Genomic DNA, 23,704 nt, shown 5'->3' on the forward strand with positions numbered 1-23,704 from the left:
TCAGACCAGGCCGGTGGCGCTTAGCAGCATGTCGATCAGCTTGATACCCGCAAACGGCACCAACAAGCCGCCCAGACCGTAGATCAGCAGATTGCGGCGCAACAAGGCAGCAGCCCCCACCGCCCGGTAGCGCACCCCGCGCAGAGCCAGCGGCACCAAAGCGATGATGATCAAGGCGTTGAAGATAACAGCGCTGAGGATGGCCGAATCGGCACTGTGCAAGCCCATGATATTGAGCGAGGCGAGCTGCGGGTAGGTAGCGACAAAGGCGGCCGGGATGATGGCAAAGTACTTGGCCACATCGTTGGCAATGCTGAAGGTGGTGAGCGCGCCGCGCGTCATCAGCATCTGCTTGCCGGTCTCCACCACCTCGATGAGCTTGGTGGGGTTGCTGTCCAGGTCGACCATGTTGGCGGCTTCCTTGGCCGCTTGCGTGCCGCTGTTCATGGCGACCGCCACATCAGCCTGGGCCAGTGCGGGCGCATCGTTGGTGCCGTCGCCCGTCATGGCCACCAGGCGGCCGGCGGCCTGGTGGCTGCGGATCAGCTGCAACTTGTCCTCGGGCCGGGCCTCGGCCAGGTAGTCGTCTACACCGGCCTCGGCGGCAATGGCGGCGGCGGTCAAGGGGTTGTCGCCGGTGACCATCACCGTCTGGATGCCCATACGCCGCAGTTGGGCAAAGCGCTCGCGCATGCCGGGCTTGACCACGTCTTTGAGCTCAATCACCCCCAGCACCTGGGCACCATCCGCCACCACCAGCGGCGTGCTGCCCTTGCGCGAGACGCTCTCCACCGCCAGCAGCACCGCCTGCGGGAACTGCCCGCCCAGCGCCTCGACATGCCGGCGCAGTGCATCGGCCGCGCCCTTGCGCAGGCTGCGCTGGCCTTGGGGCGTGCTGATGTCCAGGCCGCTCATGCGGGTTTGCGCGGTAAACGGCACCGCCTGGGCCTGGCCAGGGTCGATGGCGGCGGCGCTCAGCCCATGGCGTTCATGGGCCAGTGCCACCACGCTGCGCCCTTCAGGCGTTTCATCGGCGATGGAGGACAGCTGGGCGGCTTGCGCCAGTTGTGCAGCGCTCACGCCCGGGGCGGGCAAGAATTCGCTGGCCTGGCGGTTGCCCAGGGTGATGGTGCCGGTCTTGTCCAGCAGCAGCACATCCACATCGCCAGCGGCCTCTACCGCGCGGCCCGAGGTGGCGATCACATTGGCCTGCATCATGCGCCCCATGCCCGCCACGCCAATGGCCGACAGCAGCCCACCAATCGTGGTCGGGATCAGGCACACCAGCAAGGCCACCAAGACGGCAACGCTGACGGTCGTGCCCCCACCCGACTGCGCCACCGCAAACGCCGAGAAAGGCCAGAGCGTGACGATGACCAGCAAAAACACCAAGGTCAGCCCCACGAGCAAGATGCCCAGTGCCAGTTCATTGGGGGTTTTCTGGCGCTTGGCCGATTCGACCATGGAGATCATGCGGTCCAGAAACGACTCGCCCGGGTTCACCGTGACCTCGACCACCAGCCAGTCGGACAGCACGCGTGTGCCACCCGTTACCGACGAGAAATCGCCGCCGGCCTCACGGATCACGGGGGCGGATTCGCCAGTGATGGCGCTCTCATCGACCGAGGCCACGCCTTCGACCACGGTGCCGTCGAGCGCGATCACATCGCCGGCCTCGACCAGCAGGAACGTGCCCTTGGTCAGGCTGCTGGCGGGTTGGGCGGTCCAGGTGGCGCCATGCTGCGCTTGCTGCAGCACCTTGGCGACGGTGTCGCGCTTCATGCCGCGCAGGCTGGCGGCCTGGGCACGGCTGCGGCCCTCGGCCAGTGCCTCGGCGAAATTGGCAAACAGCACGGTGAACCACAGCCAACCGGCAATCGCCAACGTAAAGCCGCTATTGGCCTGCGCCGTCAGCAGATTCTGCAGCCACAGCAGGCTGGTGAGCCAGGCGCCCAGGTAGACCACAAACATGACCGGGTTGGTCCACTGCAGGCGGGGCGAGAGTTTGCGTAGCGCATCCCAGGCGGCGGCCTGCAGCAGTGCCAGATCGCCCAGGCCGGCGGAGGTTGTCAGTTTTTTCGTGTTCATGGTTGGCTCCGGCTAGGCAGTGCATCCAGCGCCATATTGAGCGCCAGCACGTTCACGCGGGGCTCACCGAGCAAGTAGCCGGTGCGCTGCTGCGTGGCCTGGTCCAGCAACTGCTGCACCTGGGCGGGGGGCCATTGCCGCTCGCGCGCCACACGGGGCAGTTGCAGACTGGCATTGGCGATGGAGATATGCGGATCCAGGCCCGAGGCCGATGCGGTGACCGCATCGACCGGCACGGATGCATCGGCGGCCAGGCCATTGGCGCTGCGGTACTGCGCCACCCGCTCGGCCACAGTGTCGGCCAGCCCCTGGCTGCTGACGCCTTGGTTGCTGGCACCGGACAGGCCGGCGTTATAGGGCGCGGGGATGCTGGCCCCTTCCTGCTTGGGATCGGGCGCCGTGGTGGCGCTGGGCCGGCCATGGAAGTAGCGGGTACTGTCAAACTGCTGGCCGATCAGGGCCGAGCCCACGATCTGCCCATCACGCAGCACCAGCGAACCATTGGCCGCATGGGGCAGCAGCGCCTGGGCGACGCCGGTAGTAGCAAGTGGGTAGGCGACGCCACACAGCAGCAGCACCAGCACGGCGGCACGGGCACTGCTGCCCAGCGTGCGGCCCCAGCCTGCGGCGGCGGGGGCGGTGGCAGCTTGCTGCGCATTCAGCGCTGGCAGGCGTTTATCGGAATCAAGGCTTGTCATGTTTTTCTCCTGCGGGCACGGCCTGGCCGTGCCCCGGTACGTTCAAATAAATGTCCATCTCGGGTCCAAACGGCGGTCAGGGGTACAGCTGCCCACCCAGCATCTGCAACTGCTCCACCACCGGCCCCAGCGCCAGGGCCGGCAAAAAGGTGAGCCCTCCCACGACCAGCACCACAAACACCAGCAGGCCCATGAACAGCGGTGTAGCGGTGGGGAAGGTGCCGGCACCGGCTGGCACGCTGGGTTTGCTCGCCATGCTGCCGGCCACAGCCAGCAGCGGCAGCAGGGTCAGGTAGCGCCCCATCAGCATGGCCAGACCCAAGGTGGTGTTGAAGAAAGGCGTGTTCGCATTCAGGCCTGCAAAAGCCGAGCCGTTGTTGGCCGTGGCCGAGGCATAGGCGTAGAGAATTTCCGAAAAACCGTGCGGCCCCCGGTTGTTCAGGCTGTCTGCCGCGCCAGGCCACAGCGCGGCCAGTGCCGTCCAGCCCAAGATGCAAGCCGGGTGCGCCAGCACCGCCAGCATCACCAGCTTGATCTCACGCACTTCGATCTTCTTGCCCAGGAACTCAGGCGTGCGCCCAATCATCATGCCGGCCAGGAACACGGTCAGGATGGCGTACTGCAGCAGGTTGATGAGGCCCACGCCATCGCCGCCAAACACGCAGTTGAGCATCATCAGCGCCAGCGGCGTGATGCTGCCAAGGGGCGTGAGCGAGTCATGCATGGCATTGACCGAACCGGTGGTGGCCGCCGTGGTGGTGGTGACAAACAAGGCGGTATCGACAATGCCAAACCGCAGCTCCTTGCCTTCCATGTTGCCGCCCGGCTGCGTGGCGCTCCACTGCTGGTCGGCACCAGCGCGCGCCAGCAGGCCGCTGCCGTTTTGCTCGGCCGTCCAGACCAGCGCCAAAAAGCCCACAAAGATGACAAGGCTGGCACCAAAGAACACCCAGCCCTGGCGACGCTTGAGCAGCATGGAGCCCAGCGCATAGGTCATGCCCGCAGGGATCAGCAGCATGGCCAGGATGTGCAGCATGTTGCTGAGCGGCGTGGGGTTCTCGAAAGGATGGGCTGCATTCATGCTGAAGAACCCGCCCCCGTTGGTGCCCAGGTGCTTGATGCTCTCCAGGCTGGCGACCGGGCCCATCAGCAGTTGCTGCGTGCGGCCGCCGTCCAGCGTATGGGCCAGCACCTCGGTGTTCAAGGTCTGGGGCACCCCTTGCCAGACATATACCAGGGCCAGCACCAGGGACAGCGGCAGCAGCACGCGCCACAAAATACGGACAAAGTCCACCCAGTAGTTGCCGATATCCTGGCTGCCAGAGCGGGCCAGCCCGCGCACAAAACCTGCCGCTGCCGCTAGCCCGGCCGCGGCGCCCGCAAACATCAAACCGGTGATCACCACCATCTGCGTGGCATTGCTCAGGCTGCTCTCGCCCGCATAGGCCTGCCAGTTGGTGTTGGTGATGAAGGACGCGGCGGTATTGAACGCCAGGTCTGGCGTTTGCGCGGCATTCTGCAGCGGGTTGAGCGGCAGGCTGCCCTGCAGCCGCAGCAGCAGATAGCCCAGCAGCATCAGCAAGCCATTGCTCATCACCAGCACCGCGCCATAGCGTTGCCAGCCCATGCGCTCTTGGGGGTCTACGCCGATAGCGGCGTAGGTCCAGCGCTCCAGCCGGCTGTGGTGCGCGCTGGTAAAGCAGCGTGCCAGCCACCAGCCCATGGGCATGGTCAGCAGCACCAGCACCGCCACAAAGGCGGCATATTCGATCCAGGCTAAACCCATAGCAGCTCCCGGTCAGATGCGCACCAAGGCGCGGACAAAGCCCAGCAGGCCGACAAAGCAGGCCAGCGTGAGACCGACAAATACCAGGTCTTGCAGCATGTGCATGGCCCTCTCCTCATTCAGAATTTTTCGGGCCGCAACAGCGCGTAACCCAGATAGACAAACAACGCTGCACTGACCAGCACGGCCAGCACATCCACCCAATTGAGCGACATCAACGTCTCCTGCTGCACCGCCTACCCACCCAATGCGGGCAAGCGGCGCGGTTGTGTTGCGCAGGCAAAACGCCTGCGTGGGAGCCAATGTAGGTTTGCGCGCATCAAGCAGGCGCTGAGAATGGCGGGGGCGGTATCAAGATGGCATCAAGAGGCGGCCGCCCAGCGGCGATGGGCACCCGCCCAGGCCATGTATAGTGGTGCCGCGCTCACGTCCACCCCATGCCCATTCAGCCCTCCATGCCCCATCGCAGCAACTCTTTTGACATCCTCAGAATCTGTGCGGCGCTGGCGGTGATCGTTTGCCACCACTACTACATCAGTGGCCGCGACGGCCCCAGTTGGATGAATGTGGGCATGATTGGCGGGGTGGCGGTGATGACGTTTTTCACCATCAGCGGCTACTTGGTCACCACCAGCTGGTTGCGTGAGCCGCATGTGCTCAAGTTTTGCGCCAAGCGCTTGCTGCGCCTGTGGCCGGGCATGATCGCTGCCGTGGTTCTGAATATTTTCGTGTTCGGCCTGGCTTTTACCGACCTACCGGCGCGTAGCTTTCTCAGCCACGGCCAGACCTTGGAGTACGTCAAGAACCTGCTGCTCTACCGCGCCTATGTCAACCTGCCCGAGGTGTTTACAGGCAACCCGCTCGCCACCTTGATGAATGGGCCGCTGTGGACCATTCCGATGGAGACCATGTGCTACGCCGCCTTGGCCGTCGCCGGGCTGGTGGGGGTGTTTCGCTACCGCTGGCTTGCCAGCTTAGTGCTGGTGGCCTTTGTGCTGCTCTTTGTGGCGCGCTACAACGCCGACTTCACCGGCACGATGATGCATTGGTGGGAGTACCCGGCTTACTTTGCCTGTGGCTCCCTCATCGCGCTGCACCGGGAGCGCTTTCTGGCCCATGCGGCCACCATCACATTTGGCCTCATTCCGGTGGCCATGTTTTTCTGGCTGACCGGCTTGCAGCACACGTCCGGCCTTGTGGTCTTGCCCGCCTTGCTCATCTTTCTGGGCACGCGCACATCGGTGGTATCGGGTTGGATCAGCCGGCCAGGTGATCCCTCCTACGGCGTCTACCTGTCGGGCTGCCCCATCGCCCAGGCGGTGTACGCCGTCTGGCCGGGCATGAACTTCTACGCCAGCATGGGGCTGTCGATGCTGTTGTCGATGTTGCTGGGCTATGTGCTGTGGCATTCCATCGAATCGCCCGCATTGCGCCTCAAGCGCTACCTGCGTTAGGAATCCGCTGCAAAACTCCCTGCCTTGGTCTGAACGCGGTCTCGGGCGATCCGCGCCCATCCCACTTGGCGAGGGTTCTGCAGAGGGCCCCAAGCCCCGCCCCAGGCAAAACGCTTTCCGTTAAAATGCCGCCAGTCCCAGCCAGCGCCTGCTGGCTTTGTTTTTTGGCAGCCCCGCCCTGGGCCTGCGCTCTTTGCCCATCCGTACTGTGTCCTACGCTCCCGAAACCCAACGCCGCCGCACCTTTGCGATCATTTCCCACCCGGATGCGGGTAAGACCACCTTGACCGAAAAGCTGCTGCTGTTCTCGGGTGCGATCCAGATTGCCGGGGCCGTCAAGGGCCGCAAGGCCTCGCGCCATGCCACCTCGGACTGGATGGAGATTGAAAAGCAGCGGGGTATTTCGGTGGCCTCGTCGGTGATGCAGATGAGCTACCGCGACCATGTCATCAACCTGCTCGACACCCCCGGCCACAAGGACTTTTCGGAAGACACCTACCGGGTGCTGACCGCCGTGGACTCGGCGCTGATGGTGATTGATGCGGCCAACGGGGTGGAATCACAGACCCGCCGCCTGATTGAGGTCTGCCGCCAGCGCGATACGCCCATCATCACCTTCGTCAACAAGATGGACCGCGAAGTGCGCGATCCGCTGGACATCATGGATGAGGTGGAGCGCGAGCTGGGCATGCCTTGCTGCCCCATCACCTGGCCCGTGGGCCAGGGCAAGAGCTTTGGCGGCATCATCAACCTGCTGACCCAGAGCATGACCGTGTTCACGCCGGGCAGCGACCGGGGTCCCAAGGATTTTGAAGTTATCCCGCTGAGCGAGGCTGACAAGCTGCGCAGCCGCTTTGGCCAGGCGTTTGACGACGCACTCGACTCCATGGAGCTGGCCCAGGGCGCGTCTGCCGAATGGAACCATGCGGATTTCCTGGCCGGCAAGCTGACCCCCGTGTTCTTTGGCTCCGGGGTGAACAACTTCGGGGTGATGGAAGTCCTGGACGCCGTGGTCGACATGTCCCCCCCACCCGGCCCGCGCATCGCCTATACCGAGGTCAACCGCAACCGCGAGGAAAAGACCATCCATCCCGAGGACAGCAGCTTCTCGGGCGTGGTCTTCAAGGTGCAGGCCAATATGGACAGCAACCACCGCGACCGCATCGCCTTTGTGCGCGTGGCCTCGGGCAAGTACACGCCAGGCATGAAGATGCGCGTGCAGCGCACCGGCAAAGAGCTGCGCCCCACCAGCGTGGTGACCTTCATGAGCCAGCGCCGCGAAGCGGTGGATGAAGCCTATGCGGGCGACATCATCGGCTTTACCACGCACGGCGGCGTGCAGCTGGGCGACACCATCACCGATGGCCCCAACCTGCAGTTCACCGGCCTGCCTTTCTTTGCGCCAGAAATGTTCATGACCGTGGTGCTGAAGAACCCGCTGCGCACCAAGCAACTGCAGCAAGGCCTGATGCAGCTGGGCGAAGAAGGCGCCATCCAGGTCTTCAAGCCCGATGCCGGCGGCAACATGCTGCTGGGCGCTGTGGGCCAGCTGCAGTTTGAAGTGGTGCAGCACCGCCTCAAGACCGAATACGACTGCGAAGTGCGCCTGGACGGCTGCCAGTACACAGGCGCCCGCTGGATCACCGCCGACACCCCCGCCGAGCTGCGCGAGTTTGAACACGCCTACCCGCTGCGCCTGGCGCATGACGCCGCGAATACTCTGGCATATCTGTGCACCAGCCCGTATGACGTGCGCTTGGCGCAGGAGCGTTTTCCGAAGATCCACTTCCATCCTCTGCGGGAGCATGCGGGGTTGGAGTTGCAGACCTCTTAAAGCACGCAAACACCAGACAGCCATGGCCTGCTGCCCCTCCTGCCTATGCCTCTGTTTGCAGTGCACTGCTGCACCGCATGGGGGCCGACGAGCAGGGGTTGATGGCATGCATGGCCTCACAGGCTCGCGATGGCGCTGACGGGCTTTGTCCTCAGCCAGTACGCGCAGCTGCTGGCTTTCCTGACTGCCTGCTGGGGCCTGGGCGCGCTGCTCTGGCCCGCATCCGACCTGGCCACGCGGCAGCCGCTGCGCATTGCGCTGGGCATGGGCCTGGTGGCCTGCGCCTTGCAGGGCTTGGCGATTGCCGGGCTGCTCAATACCGCCAGCGTGCTGGCCGTCATCGGCAGCGGCCTGTTGGCAGCGGCGTTGCAAGTGCGGCGTATGGCCTGGCCCCGGCTTGCGCTGGGATGGCCGCTGCTGCTTTTGCTGCTGGCCACCCTGCCCACTTTGTTGGCACCACTGCGCCCGCCCCTGGCTTGGGACGCGCTGATGTACCACCTGCCCCATGCGCGGGAGTGGGCGTTGACAGGCCATCTGGGCGTGCACGAATGGCTTCGCTACCCCTGGTTCCCCTACAACTTCGACCTGCTGTTTGCAGCATCTCTGGTGCTGGGCAACGATGTGCTGCCCCAGCTGATACACGCCAGCGCCGGCTGGGTGACGGCCTGGCTGGTCTACCGCCTAGCAGCGCAGTACCTGCCCGCACCGGCCAGCGCCCCGGCCGCGCTGGCCACCGTGTTCTGGCTGGTCACCAGCCGCAGCCATTACAGCGCCGCTTATGTGGATATGGGCGTTGCGCTGTTTCTCACCGCTGCCTTTGCGCTCATGCTTGCCAGCATTCGGCCACCAGGTCGCACGGCGGTTTGGCTGGCGGCATTTTTGCTGGGCGTTGCCGCGGGCAGCAAATACCAGGTGTTGGGGCTGCTCCCCCTGTTTGGCGCCGCATTGCTGCTGCGCCACCGCTTGCAAGGCCCGGGCTGGCGCATCCACAGCGAATGGCCCACCTGGTTAGGTGCGGCCCTCTGCTTTGCACTGCCCTGCCTCTACTGGTATGTCCGTAACGCTTTGCTGACCGGTGACCCCTTCAACCCGCTGGGCGGGCGGCTGCTGGGATTCAGCGACTGGAACCTGGACGACTACCTCTGGCAATTTCAGGATCTGCGCAACCACGCGGGCTGGCCCCACTGGGCACTGTGGCCGGCACTGGCTGCACCGCTGCTGCGCCCGCTGCGGCGGATACCGGCTCTGCGCGCCGCCTGGCTGGTGGCGGCCTATATGGCGCTGGTCTGGCTGCTGAGCTCACGCTACCCGCGTTACCTGTTGCCCGCTTATCCCTTGCTCAGTTTGCTGTCGGCTGCGGTATGTGTGCAGCTGCTGCGCCAGTTGCCGACCAAGCTGCGCCTGACCGTGGGGACCGCATTGGTCGGAGTGCTTGTGCTGGCCCTGGGCTTCATCGGCGCGCGCAGCATCGCCAAATCCTGGCCCTTGATTGCGCCCAACGCAGCCGCACGCGATGCCGTACTGCAGCAGCATGTGGCGGGCTACCGCATCTGGCAATACCTGCAAACACACCCCCAGGCCAAGCTGTACCAGCTGAACCTGGAAGATAGCCTCTACTACGCCCCACGCGCCACCTGGGGCGATGTGTTTGGCCCCTGGCGCTACCGCGACTACCAAAACCTGGCTGCGCAGCCGCTGCACCATAAACTCAAGGCCGAGGGCTTTACCGCTCTGGTAATACACACTGGCCGCGCATCCACTGTGGCGCAACAGCCTGCATTTCTGCAATATTTTGAATTATTGCTGGTCGATGGTGAGGTTAGCCTGTATGGTTTGAGGCCATGATTTTGAGGGATTGGTGATTCGCCTGATATGGACCACATCAGGCCTGCACAGCCCTTGGGCTTTGCGGATGGTCTTGCAGTATTGACCCATTGATTTTCTAAGCGGGGGTCGCCAATGGCAGCCGCTTCCGCTGGGCGCTCTTGGCGAACCAGATTAAAGCCATCATCATCTACCGCAAGGGCATCCCTCCGAGAAACAAAGCCAGTCGCTAGTCAGCGAGCAGATACAGGTCATGTTGAATGACCGGCGAGCACTGAAAATATCCACACATACCGTTTGAAGAGTTCAATCTCCTTTATGAAGAACCGGATCAATCCAACATCTCTTTTTTGGTCATGCATGGCAGTCATCGGCTTGCTATCTCTGTGGATCCGAATGGCATTTCCGATCCATGCTGTCAGTTGGGCTTCCTACGATGACCTTCTGTTTGTCAGGCAAGCTGCAGACATAGGGCTAGGAAACTGGCTGGGCGATTACAGCAACCTCACCCTCTCCAAAGGGATTGGCTACTCCTTGTTCATGCTCGCCAACCATGCGACGGGCCTCCCCCTCAAGTTCAGCGAGCACGCCCTCTATCTAGCGACCGCGGCTTACTTTTCTCTCACCATCGCTCAGCTGTATCGCTCACGCGCTGCCGCCTTGGCATGCTTTTTCCTGTTGGCCTTCATACCCACCGCCTGGGTTGCGGGAGCGGGGGGGCGCGTCGTGCGCGAAGGGCTGTATATCTCGCAGACCCTGCTGCTGCTGACCTTGGGGATTCGTTGCTGGGTTTTACCCCATGCTGTATCTGCCGCTAGCCAACTGCGCACGCAATGGCAAACACTGGTCGTGTTGGGCTTGGTGGCAGGCTGGTTCTGGATCACCCGTGAAGAGGGGGTATGGCTGGTCCCCTCCATGCTGCTGCTAATGGGGTATTGGCTGCTGCGCCAAGTGGACTGGCGCACACAGTGGCGCGCCATTCTGGCATTTTTGGCGCTGCCCCTGTTTGCGGCATCTCTGGTTGTCATGGCCGTCAATACCGTGAACTACGCGGTCTATGGCACTTTCCGCAACAACGATTTCCGCTCCAGCGACTACCAGGCCGGTTATGGCGCACTGACCCGCATTCGCCATGACAACTGGCAGCGTTATGTACTGTTCCCCAAAGACGCACGTGAGCGTGCCTATGAAATGAGTTCCGCTGCGCGTGAGCTCAAGCCCTTTTTTGAAGGCAGTGGTGCGCAGCGTTGGCTTGCTGCTGGTTGCAGCCAAACCCAAACCTCGCCCTGCCCAGAGATTCTCTCCGGATGGTTCATGTGGGCATTTCGTGACTCTGTTGCCGAGGCTGGGCATTACAACAGTGCCCGAGATTCAAGGGCTTTTTACCGCCGTCTGTCTGCCGAGATTGAGGAAGGCTGCCGACAGCGACCAGGTGACTGCTTGCCGATGCGCAAAACCCTGCTTCCGCCTTGGCATGAGGGCTATGTAACCGATACGCTTAACGCCTCTTGGGCTGTTTTTCAGACACTCGCTACGCTGGGGAAAATACCGGCCTACATACAGCCTAGTGAAGGTGACACCAAATATTTGGCCTTGTTTGATGCCGTCACAAACGGGCCGTTGACCCCCACTGCAGACGCCAAAGGCGCTTGGGGCGAACACACACTCAAATCACCGCGTGATGAACTACGCCTGCAATGGGCACAAGCGCTAACCACGGGAATAACCGCGCTCTCTACCTATGCCCTACCCTTGGCTTTTGTGGTCTGGCTTATTTGGTCTGTTTTCGCAGTGCTGCAAATGCTGTGCAAGCGCAAGCTGCCGGCGCCAGCATGGTGGGTCGTCTCCGCAGTTGCGGGCGGCATCATCACACGGGTCGTATTGCTAGGGTTTTTGGAAGCCACATCGATCCCCAGCAACAATATGCTCTACCTCTTCCCCTTGGTTCCTTTTTCCCTTGTCATGCTTCCCGTCGTCTTCTGGGGCATGCTGCGCTGGTTATCTCCGTTTCTCAGCCGCAGTGAATCAGCTGCCTCAATGGCTAAATAATAATTTCAAGGTATTTGCAATGCAAAAAATAGGCTGGCGCTTTGTATTCTTTGGGGCATGGATGATTGCCGCCCTGGTATACATCAGCAATACTTGGTCGCCCTCATCCTACGCATACCCGTTGAAAAACAATTATGCCTACCTAGACATCGAACCTACTTTAGGCCAGGCACGCTCCATCCGCGCAGATGAATGGGCCGTAGTTACCCCACTGACGCAAGCGACAGTACGCAACCATTTTGAACGCTACAACAAGACATCGCTATACCAAGAGGATCTGCGCATTAACTATGGACTGCCCATTGCGGATTGGGGCTTGGCCTTCAAACCCACAATGTGGCTGTATGGTTTTGTCAACCCAGCCTATGCCTACTCCTTTCACTGGTTTGCGATTTTTGCGCTATTCATTGCGGGTTATGCATTCTTATTCAAACGATTTGGCGCCAGCAACACCAATGCCCTGCTGCTGTCGTTCGGTTTGTACTTCACGGGATTCAGCCAGTTCTGGTGGAATGAAAAAGGGCCGATACTGGCGATCTTCCCTTGGGTCATCATGCCCTTTTTGCTGAATTTACGCTTGCGCTGGCAACTCATCTGGTTCTATTACGCCGCCGTTTTCTGGCTGCTGACCAATTTTTACCCGCCCGTTCAGATCTCACTGGCCTTCGTCGGGCTGGTGATATTGGCCGCGCAACAGCCCCGCCTCTTCCAACCCCGCACCCTCATCTGGGTGGTGCTTGCCGCCGCGTTGGCCGCAGGTACTGTGGGGCTTTATCTGTACGACTATTTGTCTGCAACCAGTGCCACGATCTATCCGGGAAGCCGGCACTCTATGGGTGGGGGTGTCAGTGACAGATTTATGCTCTCGTGGATCTTCCCATCGATCAATTTCAGTTGGGTCTATAACAGCCTGATTGGCCTCAACATCAGCGAGATCGGAACCGTCGGAATGTACTACTACATCGCGGTGCTGTTCTTTCTTGATTACAAGAACTTTGCTTCACTGTGGCGTGACACCACGAAGCGCAGAATGCTGCTGGTGCTGCTTATAGGTTTCATGATTCAGTTGGTTTGGATGGTGCTGCCGATCCCTTCGGTATTTGGCAAGCTGCTGCTGTGGGACCATGTAGAGCCTGCACGTATGCAGTATGCAAGCGGTGTGCTGTTAACCATCATCATGCTGTACCTGGCCAACATGGTGGGTTTGACGTTATCGCTCAGCCGACTGCTGCTGCTCTGCGCCTTCGTCGGACTCGGCTGGTGGCTCTTCAAGTATCCGCTGGGGACCCGACGAGGCGAAGATCTGTTTTTCCTGTTGCCGCTGGTCTTGATGTATCTGCTCACACGCCAGCGCAAAGGCCAGGCCCATGAAGCGCTTGCCCTAGCCTCGTTGGTTTTCGGGGCGGTGCTGTTCGGACGCTTCAACCCCTTGCAGTCAGCCTGGCCTATTTTTAACCTGCAACCCAATGAGGTGGTCACATATCTGCAGGAGCAAGAAAAGAAAAATGATGGCGTTCTGGTGTTTCCACACTTGCATGCGGCGACGGCAAACGGATTGGGATTTCGCTCACTCAGCCATACAAATGCCGTACCTCCGATGGCATTTTGGGAAAAGCACTTTCCCGAGGTCCCCGTAGATGAGCGCAACGCGATCTTCAACCGTTACGCCCACGTCGCTCCCGATCTGATGCCTCGCCCACGTCTGCAGCAGACGGACGCAGTGCAGATACCCATGGACCATTTTGTCAACGTCGCGCATGGCACGGTGGTCGCAAGTTATCCCAGCAATCTCCCGCAGGAGGGAGATTTCGAGGTGAACACCAAATACCCCGATGCCTTGGTTCTTCATGGCTGGGCGGGCTGGACAAATGGCCCCGATGCGCATGGGCTGGAAGTCATCACCGAGCCCGCCACCATCGGCCCTGTACAGCTGACACCGATGGTCCGAGCAGACCTGCCTTTGAATACCCAGCGCAGAATATCGGCGTTGAACGGCTTCAAGCTCATGATTCCGCATGCTGAAAATGCACCTCCTCGGTGCATCAGCTTGGTATCGCTTGACAAGCAAAGCGGCGAACGGCGGCTGCTTAACAATCCCGCAAGCATACCTGCGTGTCCTTCCATTTCCTAAGGACTCGCTGCAAAACTTCCTGCCATGGTCTACACGCGGTCTCAGCCCATCCGGCGCGCTGTTTCCGCAGTAGCTTTAAAAGAGGCTTTGCGGCTCATGCCAATCCGCATCTTCGCATTGAAAGATGGGCCACAGGGAATTTTCTTTTAGTAATTGAATATATCCACATAGACCTAGCCAATACATTTAGGCGTTATTTAACAAGATACCTTTTGCTACTAGTGGCGCCTTTTGACGCCAGTGCGCTATTATGCAAAGGGCATTCTGTATTGATAATGACTGCGCTATTTCCCAAAGAACCACCGAGGGCCTGCGCATGTCAACATGGGCGCTCGCATTGGATGCGGCCACTCGACACCGACCTGCTCAGATGTTGGGTCATGGATCAAAAAGACAAAATTTAGAATACTCAGTCGGCATTGGGAGCCGAAAGTATCCAGCGGCGCGGGACTTTATCCACTCTTTGATCCATCAGTCCTATAGCTAATCCCAGCCAAGGCATCGTTCGTCCGAAAAATTGCCCCGACAGGCCCGTAATAGCAAGAAAAATGACAGAAAAGAATTTGACATTACCGCGGAGCTATTTGTACTTCATGCTCGCGCTCGCGGCAGCGTCTCTGTGGCTACGCATGGCTTTTCCCATTTTTGCACTGGGCTGGGCCTCTCACGATGATTTGCACTTTGTTCACCTGGCCGCTGAGATGGGCAGCGGTAACTGGCTAGGCGACTACAACAACCTGACGCATGCCAAAGGTATCGGCTACCCGCTGTTCCTGCTGGTCAACCATGCGACGGCGCTGCCCCTGAAATTTTCCGAACATGCGCTGTACTTAGCATCTTCAGCCTTTTTTGCTTACACAGCCAGTCAATTGCTGCGATCACGCCATCTGGTACTGGCACTGTTTGCAGTACTGGCCTTTCAACCAGCCGCCTGGATGGAGCAATCTGGCGCAAGAGTCATGCGAGAAGGAATCTATATCTCACAAACCCTCTTCTTGTTGGGGCTAGGCATACGCTGCTGGTTACTCGCCGATGCAAGTTTGACACCAGCAGCTCAGCTGCGCCGTCGCTGGCGTTCGCTGCTGGCGATGGGCCTCATAGGTGGATGGTTCTGGCTGACCCGTGAGGAAGGCGTTTGGCTGCTGCCAGCGCTGGGATTGATGCTCGGCTATCACCTGTGGACGCAGCGAGGCGCTGTTCGCGCATGGAAATTTCTTCTGGCATACACGGCCTTACCTCTATTGGTTGCGAGCTTGGTGGTAGGTGCCATCAATACCGTCAACTACGCTGTGTATGGCGTCTATCGCAACAACGACTTCCGCTCCCAGGATTTTCTATCGGGTTATGGCGCACTGACTCGCATACGCCAGGACCAATGGCAACGCTATGTGTTGTTCCCCAAAGATGCACGCGAGCGGGCCTATGCGATGAGTGCTGCAGCCCGCGAGCTAGCCCCGTATTTTGAGGGTGAGCGTGGCGAAGGCTGGCGCAAGACCGGTTGTGACCAGACCCATATTTCGCCCTGCCCCGAAATTCTGTCTGGCTGGTTCATGTGGGCCGTTCGCGGTGCTGTGGCCGACGCCGGTTACTACCGCAACGCCCGAGACGCCCGCAAATTCTATCGACGCTTGGCCCAGGAGATTGAGGCGGGCTGCCAACTGCGTCCGGACGATTGCCTCCCTGCGCGTAACAGCATGCTTCCACCTTGGCGCGCGAACTATGCCTGGGACTCCGCCCAGGCTTCATGGGAGGTGTTCCGCACACTTGCCAACCTAGACCATGGCCTGCTTAACACTTACCGGAGCCACGGCCTCCCGTTACACCTCAAGCTGCTAGAGGTGGTGACCAACGGCCCGCTGGCGCCTACCGCCGACAGCCCGGTTTTCGATATAGACATGACTACCCCCAGGGACAAGCTGCGATGGAATCTGGCGCAATCTCTGGCTACCGCCATGAGCAAGATCTCGCATGTCGGGCTGCCTTTGACTTTTGTAGTTTGGCTGATCTGGTCTGCAAATGTGCTTCTGCATTGGATCAAGCGCAGAGCCCTTCCCGACGCCGCCTGGCTGTTAACTACCGTGCTCGCGGCTGCTATCGTCACCCGCGTTACTTTGCTAGGTATCCTGGATGCCACCTCCATCCCTAGCAATTACATTCTGTACATTTTCCCAGTGGTGCCCTTGTCGCTGGCGATGCAAGTGGTGGTCGCCTGGCAACTGACAGGCATGCTGCCCTCCAAACGCAATTACGGGCACAATGCGGCAGCCGTTTGAATGATCAAAAATAATTTCTGACATGACCGAAATCTCATCTCGCCTCTACCGCAACCAGCGCATTGCCGTCATCTTGCCTTGCCACAACGAAGAGCTGACGGTGCGGCCCGTGGTTGAGGGTTTCCGGCAGGCCTTGCCGGAAGCGGAAATCTACATCTTCAACAACCTCTCGACCGACCGCACCGCAGAAATTTCCCTTGAAGTCGGCGCGCATCTGCGCAACGTCAATCTCAAGGGCAAGGGCAATGTCGTGCGCCGCATGTTTGCTGATGTGGATGCCGATATCTATGTGATGGCGGATGGCGACGCCACCTACCATGCGCCTTCAGCCCGCAAGCTGATTGACCTGCTGATTGATCAGCAGCTGGACATGGTGGTGGGCGCGCGCGTGGAAGCTGAACCCGAGGCGGGCGACACAGGCATCACCTACCGTCCCGGTCATCGCTGGGGCAATAAGCTGCTGACTGGCACGGTGCAGCAGATCTTTGGCGGAAGTTTCCGCGACATGCTCTCGGGCTACCGGGTGTTTTCGCGGCGCTATGTCAAATCCTTCCCAGCCCATTCCCAAGGCTTCGAGATCGAGACCGAGCTGAACGTCCATGCGCTGGAGCTGCGCATGCCTTGCACCGAGGTCGATACGCCCTACGGCGCCCGACCCGAGGGCTCCGCCAGCAAGCTGTCCACCTACCGCGACGGCTGGCGCATCCTCAAGACCATTGGCCGCCTGGTGGTCAGCGAGAAGCCCTTGCAGTTCTTTGGTTGGCTGGGTGCTGCGCTGGCGCTGATTGCTGTTGCACTGGTAGCGCCCATCGTATGGGAGTACCACCAAACGGGCATGGTGCGGCGCTTTCCCACCCTGGGTCTGGTATCTGCCCTGATGGTCTGCGGTGGCGTGTCCTTTGTCACTGGCCTGATCCTGCAAGCCATCACCCTGACGCGGCGCGAGATCAAGCAGTTTGCTTACCTGGCCTCTGTGGCCAACACGCCGAGCCAGTGATGGGCATCAAGCTCCAGCGCTCGCTTTTGTGGTTTCTGATTGCCGGTGCTGTTGCGTTTGTCGTTGATGTGGCGGTGTTGACCTTGCTGCGCGATGCGCTGGGCGTGTATGCAGCGCGGGCTGTGTCGTTTTGGCTTGCTGCCACTACCACCTGGCTGATCAACCGCAACATCTCCTTTGCCGGCCGCAGTGCCAAGGGCGGTTTACTGGTTGAGTACCTGCGATATCTGGGGCTGATGCTGGGAGGCGGCGCCGTCAACTTCGCGGTCTATTCGCTGCTGGCATGGGCCTTTCCACAAGGCCCACTGTGGCTGATGCTGTATGTGGCGGCCGGCACCTTGGTTGCCATGTCTGTGAACTACCTGGGCATGAGCCGGCTGCTGTACCGCCAGCGCCCGGACCGCTGAGAACTCTGGACGGTCAGTGGGCCGATGCAGGCTACATGCCCTCTGTGGCAGAACAAGCAAATTCTAGAGAATATGGACCGTACAGAACCGCAGCGCCTGCACCAGGCCAACAACTTTGACGCACTGCGCCTGGCTGCGGCTCTGGCCGTGCTGTTCAGCCACCAGTTCCCAGTAACAGGCACCCTACCACCCAGCTGGATGAATGTGGCCATGGTGGGCGGCGTTGCCGTCATGGCGTTCTTTGTCATCAGCGGCTACCTGGTGACGATCAGCTGGTTTTCGCAGCCTCGCCTGTGGGTGTTTTGTGCCAAGCGTGCGCTGCGCATCTGGCCCGCATTGGCCACCGTGGTTCTGCTGGCTGTGCTGGTACTGGGCGCCGGCTTCACAACGCTGCCCTTGCACGATTACTTCCGTCACCCCATGACCTGGGACTACCTGCACAACATCCTGCTGCAAGTACGCTTTAACCTGCCTGGCGTTTTTGCAGACAACACCTACCCGAATACGGTCAATGGCTCTTTGTGGACCATCCCTATTGAGGTGAGTTGTTATGCGGTGCTGGCGGCAGCTGGTGCTCTTGGACTCATGCGCTGGCGTTGGGTCTGGGCCTGCATCTGCGTTGCCTACTTGCTGTGGTTCCTCTCGCACATGACCGTGGATCTGACCGGAACCATGACGCACTGGTGGGAGTTCCCGGCCTACTTTGCGTTTGGGTCGTTGATCGCCACGTTCAATCGGCATTTTTTGCAGCACCGCGTGCGCTTTGCCGTAATCGCATGCATTGCTGCACTGGTGGCCTATGCGCTTGGATTCTCCTATTCGGCACTCTTGTTGTGCCTGCCAGCCGTATTGCTGGCGGTGGGTACGGCCTCGTGGCCCGTGATATCTCAAGCCGGCCGGTTTGGCGATGTCTCTTACGGCGTTTATCTGTATGCGTTTCCTATTCAGCAAAGCGTCCGCTTTTTGGCACCAGAACTGGGCTTTTCCAGCAGCCTGGCCATTGTGGCGGTGTTGACTGTGTTGGCAGGCTGGCTGTCCTGGCGTTTGGTGGAGCAGCCAGCTTTGCGGCTCAAGGGCTATCTGCGATGAATCTGCATGCAGTACAGAAAAGACATTGATGGCTTGCGCGCCATCGCAGTAGGCTCGGTCATCCTCTTCCATGCGGGCTTCTCCCCGCAGATCCCGGGAGGATTTTTCGGTGTCGACATCTTTTTTGTTATCAGCGGCTTTCTGATTGGGCGCATTCTTTTCACCGATATCGCAGAGGGGCGCTACAGCCTGCTGCGCTTCTACGAGCGAAGGGCCCGGCGCATCCTTCCCGCGCTGTTCTTTGTACTGCTGGTCAGCTATGTCTTTGCGCGCTTGCTGCTGAAGCCGCTGGCGTTCTCCGACTTTCGCAGCAGTCTGTTTGCCACACTGGGTTTTGCATCCAACATCTATTTCTGGCTGCACAGCAGCTATTTCGAACGCGCCAGTGAGCTGAAACCCCTGCTCCACACCTGGAGCTTGGGCGTTGAAGAGCAGTACTACATTCTCTTTCCCCTGCTGGCATTCGCCCTGCGGCAATCGCGGTGGCGTTGGGCCGCCATTGCGCTGTGTGCCGCAGCCAGCTTTGTGTGGGCTATCGCCACCGTTGCCGCCCACCCCAATGCCGCGTTCTATCTGCTGCCCGCCCGCGCCTGGGAGCTGTTGCTAGGCGCGCTGGGGGCCCTTTGGGTTGCGCAAAACACGCTACCTGCCAAGGCTCGTGTCAGTCTGTCAATCCTGGGGGTGGCCTTGATCCTGGTTGCGCTGCTGGGTCTGAATGCGCATCTGGCCCACCCCGGCGCCTATACCTTGATCCCGACGCTTGGCACAGTCTTGGTGCTGGTCGCTCAGAGCCCGGGCGGTATCGCGACCCGGTTGCTGCAGCTGCCGCCCATGGTCTGGCTCGGACAGATCAGTTACAGCGCCTACTTGTGGCACCAACCTCTTTTTGCCTTTTGGATATACCGCTTTGGCAAGCCATCCTTTGAGCACTACGCTATCGCCTTGATTGCTCTGACCTTGCTGTTAGCCTACGCATCTTGGCGGTTTATCGAGAACCCGACGAGAAACGCTGCACGCATCTCCCACAAGCAATTGGCCTGGTACAGCGCTGCGGCCATCATGCTGCTGGCCACGGCCCTGGTTCCGCAGACCTGGTTGATCAACAACCGTGCCAACGAGGCATTGCAGCAGCTCGTTCATATCGAGAATCTCTACGACCACTTTGAATTCCAGAAGAACATCCGCAACCAGGTCTGCCATTCGGTGTCCATGGCCGAGCGAGAACGCAACGGCTGCCTCCATACCCGCAGCAAGAATATGGTGTTGTTTGGTGATTCCTACGCTGCATCGCTGTACCAAGGGCTGCGACACGAACGCGATAGCCGGCATCCCGACTACGGCATCATCCAACTGACGGATGGCAATGCACCACCTTTTTTTCAGGACGGGCAGATCGATGGTGGAGCATCTCTTCGGGACATCAATGAAGCCAAGCTGCAGGCCATTGCCGCCTTGCAGCCCCAGAAGATCGTCATCAACTGGATGATCTACGGAAAAAACAGCAGCAATGATCCCCAAAAGGAGCTGGAGGCTCTGCAGACAACCATTGCCCGTTTGCGCACCGTCAGCCCAGTCAGCAGCATTGTCGTCATCGGCCCAGCCCCCAACTGGTCAGTGTCCCTTCAGAAGAACCTGATCGAATTCATCAGCGACCAGGCCGAATTTCCGCGCTACATGCAGCATGGCCTGTCCGCCAACGAAACCCAATGGGATGCCTATTTCAGCAGCCATTTGCAAAAAACCGGCATCACTTACCTGTCCGCGCTGGACGAGTTCTGCACGCCCGCCGGGTGCCTGACCTCGGTTGATGGCACCATTCAGGGCATGACAGCGGTCGATTGGGGGCACCTGACCAAGGCCGGATCTCTGTACCTGGCCGAAAAAATAGCCCCCCACATCTTTGAATAGCCTCTCTCGCCTCCGAAATGCAAGCTCTTGATACCTGGAATCCGTCCTCCCGCCCCATCGTCGGCCTGCTGACCGATATCGACGATACCCTGACCACCGAGGGCGTTGTCCCTGACGAGGTGGTGCAGGCCATCGCTGCCCTCAAGGCCAAAGGCCTGGCCGTAATCCCGATTACCGGCCGCCCCGTCGGCTGGAGCCTGCCCTTTGCCCAGGCCTGGCCGGTCGATGCCATCGTGGCCGAGAACGGCGCTGTGGCGCTGCGGCGCAATGCCAGCGGCGGGCTGGACAAGCTCTACCAGCAGGACGAGGCCACGCGCACTGCCAACTTTGCCAAGATGCAGGCGGTGCTGGCGCAGATTGAGCAAACGGTGCCGGGCGCGCAGCGCGCCACCGATTCCGCCGGGCGGGAGTGCGATATTGCGGTGGACCACAGCGAGTTCACGCAGATGCCCCAGGCGCAGATTGACCAGTGCGTGGCGCTGATGCAGGCGGCCGGCATGAACGCCACCGTCAGCTCCATCCATATCAATGGCTGGTTTGGCGGGCACAACAAGCTCGAAGGTGCGCGCTGGATCGTCCAGACCCTGTTTGGTCGCGATTTGGATGCAGAGATCGGCCAGTGGTGCTATATCGGCGATTCCACAAACGACCAGCTGATGTTCCAGCACTTTGAGAACAGCTTTGGCGTAGCCAATATTGAACGCTTTGTGCCCCAGCTGCAGCACCTGCCGCGCTATGTCACGCGGGGCGAGCGTGGTGCTGGATTTATCGAGCTGGCCCAGCGCCTGAACGCGCTGCCTTGAGCGACCCATCGATCTGTACAGCAAAAACGCCCGCTGCACCTGGTGTGCAACGGGCGTTTCGTTTTGGCAGATCGCTCAAATACCAGCCATCAGCCTAACAGCGATTAGCGATTAACCATCAGCGATCTCAGGGCTTGAAGTCGAACTGCTGCTGCAGGATGACCTTCATCGGCTGGTTGTTCTTCATCGCCGGGCGGTACTTCCACTGGCGCACAGCGCGCTCCACTTCGGTGGCCATGTCCTTGGAGGTGGTGGTCAGGGTCTTCACATCGCTGACAGCGCCATCGGTGTTGACCACAAACTGCACGCGCACGCTGGCCGGTTGCGGCTGGGCGCCGGCGGGGTAGGGGAAGCGGGGCGATGCGCCCGTCAGCAGCTGGGGGGCTGCATCACAGGCATTGCCTGCGCAGCCGGCCGCAGCGGGGGCGGCATTGGCGGCAGGGGCCGTGGTGGCGGCGGCAGCATCAGGTGTTGGCGCCGGCTCATTGGTGGCGCAGCCTGCCAGCAGTGCGGCAAGAACGGTGACAACAGCAGAACTGGTACGGATCAATGACATGGTCTGAAGCTTCCAAAAGTCTCATGGTGGCGCGGCCCAGGCCACACCTGGCAGGCGCAGGGCGCGGTGCAACGACGGTGCCCGCGCAGCAAACCCCATGTTTTACCACGGGCCTGCAACGCTAATGTGGAGAAATCCGGTACATGCCCGCCCCAGCATGTCGAAATTGCCATGCGCGACTACGCATACGGGCACTAACGGTTAGCATTTACAGTTGTTCATGGGCAATCCATCCCCCCTATTTGCCCGCGACAGCCCGATCACTGGATACCTCCAAGACACTCAAGGAAAAATGGCAATGACCACTGCATATCCGGATACCCGACTGCTGATCAACAACGAATGGAGCGATGCCTCCGATGGCAAGACCATCGACGTGCTGAACCCTGCCACGGGCAAGCCCATCGGCAAGGTCGCCCATGCCACCAAGAAAGACATGGACCGTGCATTGGAGGCGGCCCAGGCGGGTTTCCTGGTCTGGCGTGCCACGCCGGCCATCGAGCGCGCCAACACCATGCGCCGTGCCGCTGCCCTGCTGCGCGAGCGTGCCGAGCAGATCGGCCGCCTGCTGACCCAAGAGCAAGGCAAGCCTTTGGCCGAGGCCAAGGGCGAAGTGCTGGCCGGCGCCGGCATCATCGAATGGTTTGCCGATGAAGGCCTGCGCGTCTATGGCCGCATCGTCCCCGCCCGCGTGCCCAATGTGCAGCAGCTGGTGATCAAGGAGCCTGTCGGCCCTATCGCTGCTTTCACGCCCTGGAACTTCCCCGTCAACCAGGTGGTGCGCAAATTGGGCGCGGCGCTGGGCACCGGCTGCTCCTTCCTCTTGAAGGCCCCAGAAGAAACCCCCGCCTCGCCTGCCGCGCTGCTGCAGTGCTTTGTCGACGCCGGTCTGCCCAAGGGCGTGCTGGGCCTGCTGTTTGGCTCGCCTGCCGAAATCTCCGAGTACCTGATCCCCCACCCGATCATCCGCAAGGTGACCTTCACCGGCTCCACCGCCGTGGGCAAGCAGCTGGCCGCGCTGGCCGGCGCGCACATGAAGCGTGTGACCATGGAGCTGGGCGGCCACGCACCGGTCATCGTCGCCGAAGACGCCGATGTGGAACTGGCCGTCAAGGCCACGGCTGCGGCCAAGTTCCGCAATGCGGGCCAGGTCTGCATCTCGCCTACGCGTTTCCTGGTGCACGCCGATGTGAAGGACGCCTTTGTCAGCGCCTTCGTCAAGCACGCCGAAAGCCTGAAGCTGGGCGATGGCCTGAGCGATGGCACCACCTTGGGCCCCCTGGCCAATGCCCGCCGCCTGACCGCCATGGCCCAGGTCGTGGAAGACGCAGCCGCCAAGGGCGCCAAAGTGGCCACCGGCGGTGCGCGCGTGGGCAGCGAAGGCAACTTCTTCGCGCCCACCATCCTGGCCGATGTGCCGATGAACGCCTCGGTGTTCAACGATGAGCCCTTTGGCCCCATCGCCGCGATCCGCAGCTTTACCAAGCTGGAAGACGCGATCACCGAAGCCAACCGCCTGCCGTTCGGCTTGGCCGCTTACGCCTATACCCGCTCGTACAAGAACGTGCAGCTGCTGTCGCACCAGATTGAAGCCGGCATGGTCTGGATCAACCAGGCTGCCACCCCCTCGGCCGAGTTCCCCTTCGGCGGCATCAAAGACTCCGGCTACGGCAGCGAAGGCGGCCCGGAAGCCATGGAGGCCTATTTGAACTCCAAGGCCGTGTCGATCACGGCGGTGTAAAGACGGCCCAAGCGCCTCTGCGCAGGCCTTGGACACAAAAAAAGCAAGTCTACGGACTTGCTTTTT

General features: G+C 60.7%; 17 protein-coding genes. 12 read left to right on the top strand and 5 right to left on the bottom strand.

All coding sequences use genetic code 11. The annotated features are described in order from the left end of the window. The 4 genes from kdpB to kdpF form a co-directional block, all read right to left on the bottom strand. The gene (gene kdpB / locus M2375_RS10235) at positions 1 to 2,088 is read right to left on the bottom strand and encodes a potassium-transporting ATPase subunit KdpB (protein ID WP_259165688.1); all 2,088 of its coding nucleotides are present in this window, start codon (positions 2,086 to 2,088) and stop codon (positions 1 to 3) included. Then, positions 2,085 to 2,786: a potassium-transporting ATPase subunit KdpC gene (kdpC, locus tag M2375_RS10240; RefSeq protein WP_259165691.1), complete on the bottom strand. Its 702-nt coding sequence runs from the start codon at positions 2,784 to 2,786 to the stop codon at positions 2,085 to 2,087. Before kdpC ends, kdpB begins: the two co-directional genes overlap by 4 nt. A 76-nt stretch (positions 2,787 to 2,862) precedes the next feature. Next, positions 2,863 to 4,572 (bottom strand): potassium-transporting ATPase subunit KdpA, encoded by a 1,710-nt coding sequence (gene kdpA, locus M2375_RS10245; RefSeq protein WP_259165693.1) that lies wholly within the window; start codon positions 4,570 to 4,572, stop codon positions 2,863 to 2,865. Positions 4,573 to 4,691: 119 nt separating this feature from the next. Beyond that, positions 4,692 to 4,787, bottom strand: a complete 96-nt coding sequence (gene kdpF / locus M2375_RS10250; RefSeq protein ID WP_259165696.1) for a K(+)-transporting ATPase subunit F — start codon at positions 4,785 to 4,787, stop codon at positions 4,692 to 4,694. A gap of 222 nt (positions 4,788 to 5,009) precedes the next feature. On the opposite strand from kdpF, the gene M2375_RS10255 reads away from it, so the two are divergent. The 11 genes from M2375_RS10255 to M2375_RS10305 all read left to right on the top strand — a co-directional run bounded on the left by M2375_RS10255 (position 5,010) and on the right by M2375_RS10305 (position 21,341). Beyond that, complete coding sequence (locus M2375_RS10255) at positions 5,010 to 6,026, top strand: acyltransferase (protein WP_259165700.1); 1,017 nt, start codon at positions 5,010 to 5,012, stop codon at positions 6,024 to 6,026. 208 nt (positions 6,027 to 6,234) lie between these two features. Further along, positions 6,235 to 7,860 (top strand): peptide chain release factor 3, encoded by a 1,626-nt coding sequence (locus M2375_RS10260; protein WP_259165702.1) that lies wholly within the window; start codon positions 6,235 to 6,237, stop codon positions 7,858 to 7,860. 129 nt (positions 7,861 to 7,989) lie between these two features. Continuing rightward, positions 7,990 to 9,705, top strand: a complete 1,716-nt coding sequence (locus M2375_RS10265) for a hypothetical protein (protein ID WP_259165707.1) — start codon at positions 7,990 to 7,992, stop codon at positions 9,703 to 9,705. A gap of 297 nt (positions 9,706 to 10,002) precedes the next feature. Beyond that, entirely contained in the window at positions 10,003 to 11,733 is a 1,731-nt protein-coding gene (locus M2375_RS10270; RefSeq protein ID WP_259165710.1) for a hypothetical protein, read from the top strand. Positions 11,734 to 11,752: 19 nt separating this feature from the next. Further along, positions 11,753 to 13,864 (top strand): hypothetical protein, encoded by a 2,112-nt coding sequence (locus M2375_RS10275; RefSeq protein WP_259165712.1) that lies wholly within the window; start codon positions 11,753 to 11,755, stop codon positions 13,862 to 13,864. A 548-nt stretch (positions 13,865 to 14,412) separates the two neighbouring features. After that, positions 14,413 to 16,137, top strand: coding sequence for a hypothetical protein (locus M2375_RS10280; RefSeq protein ID WP_259165715.1), 1,725 nt, complete (start codon positions 14,413 to 14,415; stop codon positions 16,135 to 16,137). A 22-nt stretch (positions 16,138 to 16,159) separates the two neighbouring features. Then, the gene (locus tag M2375_RS10285) at positions 16,160 to 17,134 is read left to right on the top strand and encodes a glycosyltransferase family 2 protein (RefSeq protein WP_259165717.1); all 975 of its coding nucleotides are present in this window, start codon (positions 16,160 to 16,162) and stop codon (positions 17,132 to 17,134) included. Further along, entirely contained in the window at positions 17,134 to 17,541 is a 408-nt protein-coding gene (locus M2375_RS10290) for a GtrA family protein (protein WP_259165720.1), read from the top strand. Before M2375_RS10285 ends, M2375_RS10290 begins: the two co-directional genes overlap by 1 nt. A 72-nt stretch (positions 17,542 to 17,613) precedes the next feature. Then, the gene (locus tag M2375_RS10295) at positions 17,614 to 18,630 is read left to right on the top strand and encodes an acyltransferase (RefSeq protein WP_259165721.1); all 1,017 of its coding nucleotides are present in this window, start codon (positions 17,614 to 17,616) and stop codon (positions 18,628 to 18,630) included. Between the two features lie 6 nt (positions 18,631 to 18,636). Then, on the top strand, positions 18,637 to 20,538 hold the full coding sequence (locus tag M2375_RS10300; RefSeq protein ID WP_259165723.1) for an acyltransferase family protein: 1,902 nt from the start codon (positions 18,637 to 18,639) through the stop codon (positions 20,536 to 20,538). Between the two features lie 17 nt (positions 20,539 to 20,555). Beyond that, positions 20,556 to 21,341 (top strand): HAD-IIB family hydrolase, encoded by a 786-nt coding sequence (locus tag M2375_RS10305; RefSeq protein ID WP_259165724.1) that lies wholly within the window; start codon positions 20,556 to 20,558, stop codon positions 21,339 to 21,341. A gap of 127 nt (positions 21,342 to 21,468) precedes the next feature. On the opposite strand, the gene M2375_RS10310 is transcribed toward M2375_RS10305, so the two are convergent. Then, entirely contained in the window at positions 21,469 to 21,897 is a 429-nt protein-coding gene (locus tag M2375_RS10310; RefSeq protein ID WP_259165727.1) for an energy transducer TonB, read from the bottom strand. Positions 21,898 to 22,195: 298 nt separating this feature from the next. Here M2375_RS10310 and M2375_RS10315 point away from each other — a divergent pair, with 298 nt between their 5' ends. Next, positions 22,196 to 23,638 (top strand): NAD-dependent succinate-semialdehyde dehydrogenase, encoded by a 1,443-nt coding sequence (locus M2375_RS10315; RefSeq protein ID WP_404979303.1) that lies wholly within the window; start codon positions 22,196 to 22,198, stop codon positions 23,636 to 23,638. The last annotated feature ends 66 nt before the right edge of the window (positions 23,639 to 23,704 follow it).

Source organism: Comamonas sp. BIGb0152 (assembly GCF_024809975.1).
Lineage (GTDB): Bacteria > Pseudomonadota > Gammaproteobacteria > Burkholderiales > Burkholderiaceae_C > Comamonas.

What these genes read in the sequence shown, in the direction of transcription:
- kdpA (WP_259165693.1), bottom strand. Translation starts at nt 4,572, where the DNA reads ATGGGTTTAGCCTGGATCGAATATGCCGCCTTTGTGGCGGTGCTGGTG.
- M2375_RS10310 (WP_259165727.1), bottom strand. Translation starts at nt 21,897, where the DNA reads ATGTCATTGATCCGTACCAGTTCTGCTGTTGTCACCGTTCTTGCCGCA.
- kdpB (WP_259165688.1), bottom strand. Translation starts at nt 2,088, where the DNA reads ATGAACACGAAAAAACTGACAACCTCCGCCGGCCTGGGCGATCTGGCA.
- kdpC (WP_259165691.1), bottom strand. Translation starts at nt 2,786, where the DNA reads ATGACAAGCCTTGATTCCGATAAACGCCTGCCAGCGCTGAATGCGCAG.
- M2375_RS10305 (WP_259165724.1), top strand. Translation starts at nt 20,556, where the DNA reads ATGCAAGCTCTTGATACCTGGAATCCGTCCTCCCGCCCCATCGTCGGC.
- M2375_RS10295 (WP_259165721.1), top strand. Translation starts at nt 17,614, where the DNA reads ATGGACCGTACAGAACCGCAGCGCCTGCACCAGGCCAACAACTTTGAC.
- M2375_RS10265 (WP_259165707.1), top strand. Translation starts at nt 7,990, where the DNA reads ATGGCGCTGACGGGCTTTGTCCTCAGCCAGTACGCGCAGCTGCTGGCT.
- M2375_RS10285 (WP_259165717.1), top strand. Translation starts at nt 16,160, where the DNA reads ATGACCGAAATCTCATCTCGCCTCTACCGCAACCAGCGCATTGCCGTC.
- M2375_RS10270 (WP_259165710.1), top strand. Translation starts at nt 10,003, where the DNA reads ATGAAGAACCGGATCAATCCAACATCTCTTTTTTGGTCATGCATGGCA.
- M2375_RS10255 (WP_259165700.1), top strand. Translation starts at nt 5,010, where the DNA reads ATGCCCATTCAGCCCTCCATGCCCCATCGCAGCAACTCTTTTGACATC.
- M2375_RS10290 (WP_259165720.1), top strand. Translation starts at nt 17,134, where the DNA reads ATGGGCATCAAGCTCCAGCGCTCGCTTTTGTGGTTTCTGATTGCCGGT.
- M2375_RS10275 (WP_259165712.1), top strand. Translation starts at nt 11,753, where the DNA reads ATGCAAAAAATAGGCTGGCGCTTTGTATTCTTTGGGGCATGGATGATT.
- M2375_RS10300 (WP_259165723.1), top strand. Translation starts at nt 18,637, where the DNA reads ATGCAGTACAGAAAAGACATTGATGGCTTGCGCGCCATCGCAGTAGGC.
- M2375_RS10280 (WP_259165715.1), top strand. Translation starts at nt 14,413, where the DNA reads ATGACAGAAAAGAATTTGACATTACCGCGGAGCTATTTGTACTTCATG.
- M2375_RS10315 (WP_404979303.1), top strand. Translation starts at nt 22,196, where the DNA reads ATGACCACTGCATATCCGGATACCCGACTGCTGATCAACAACGAATGG.
- kdpF (WP_259165696.1), bottom strand. Translation starts at nt 4,787, where the DNA reads ATGTCGCTCAATTGGGTGGATGTGCTGGCCGTGCTGGTCAGTGCAGCG.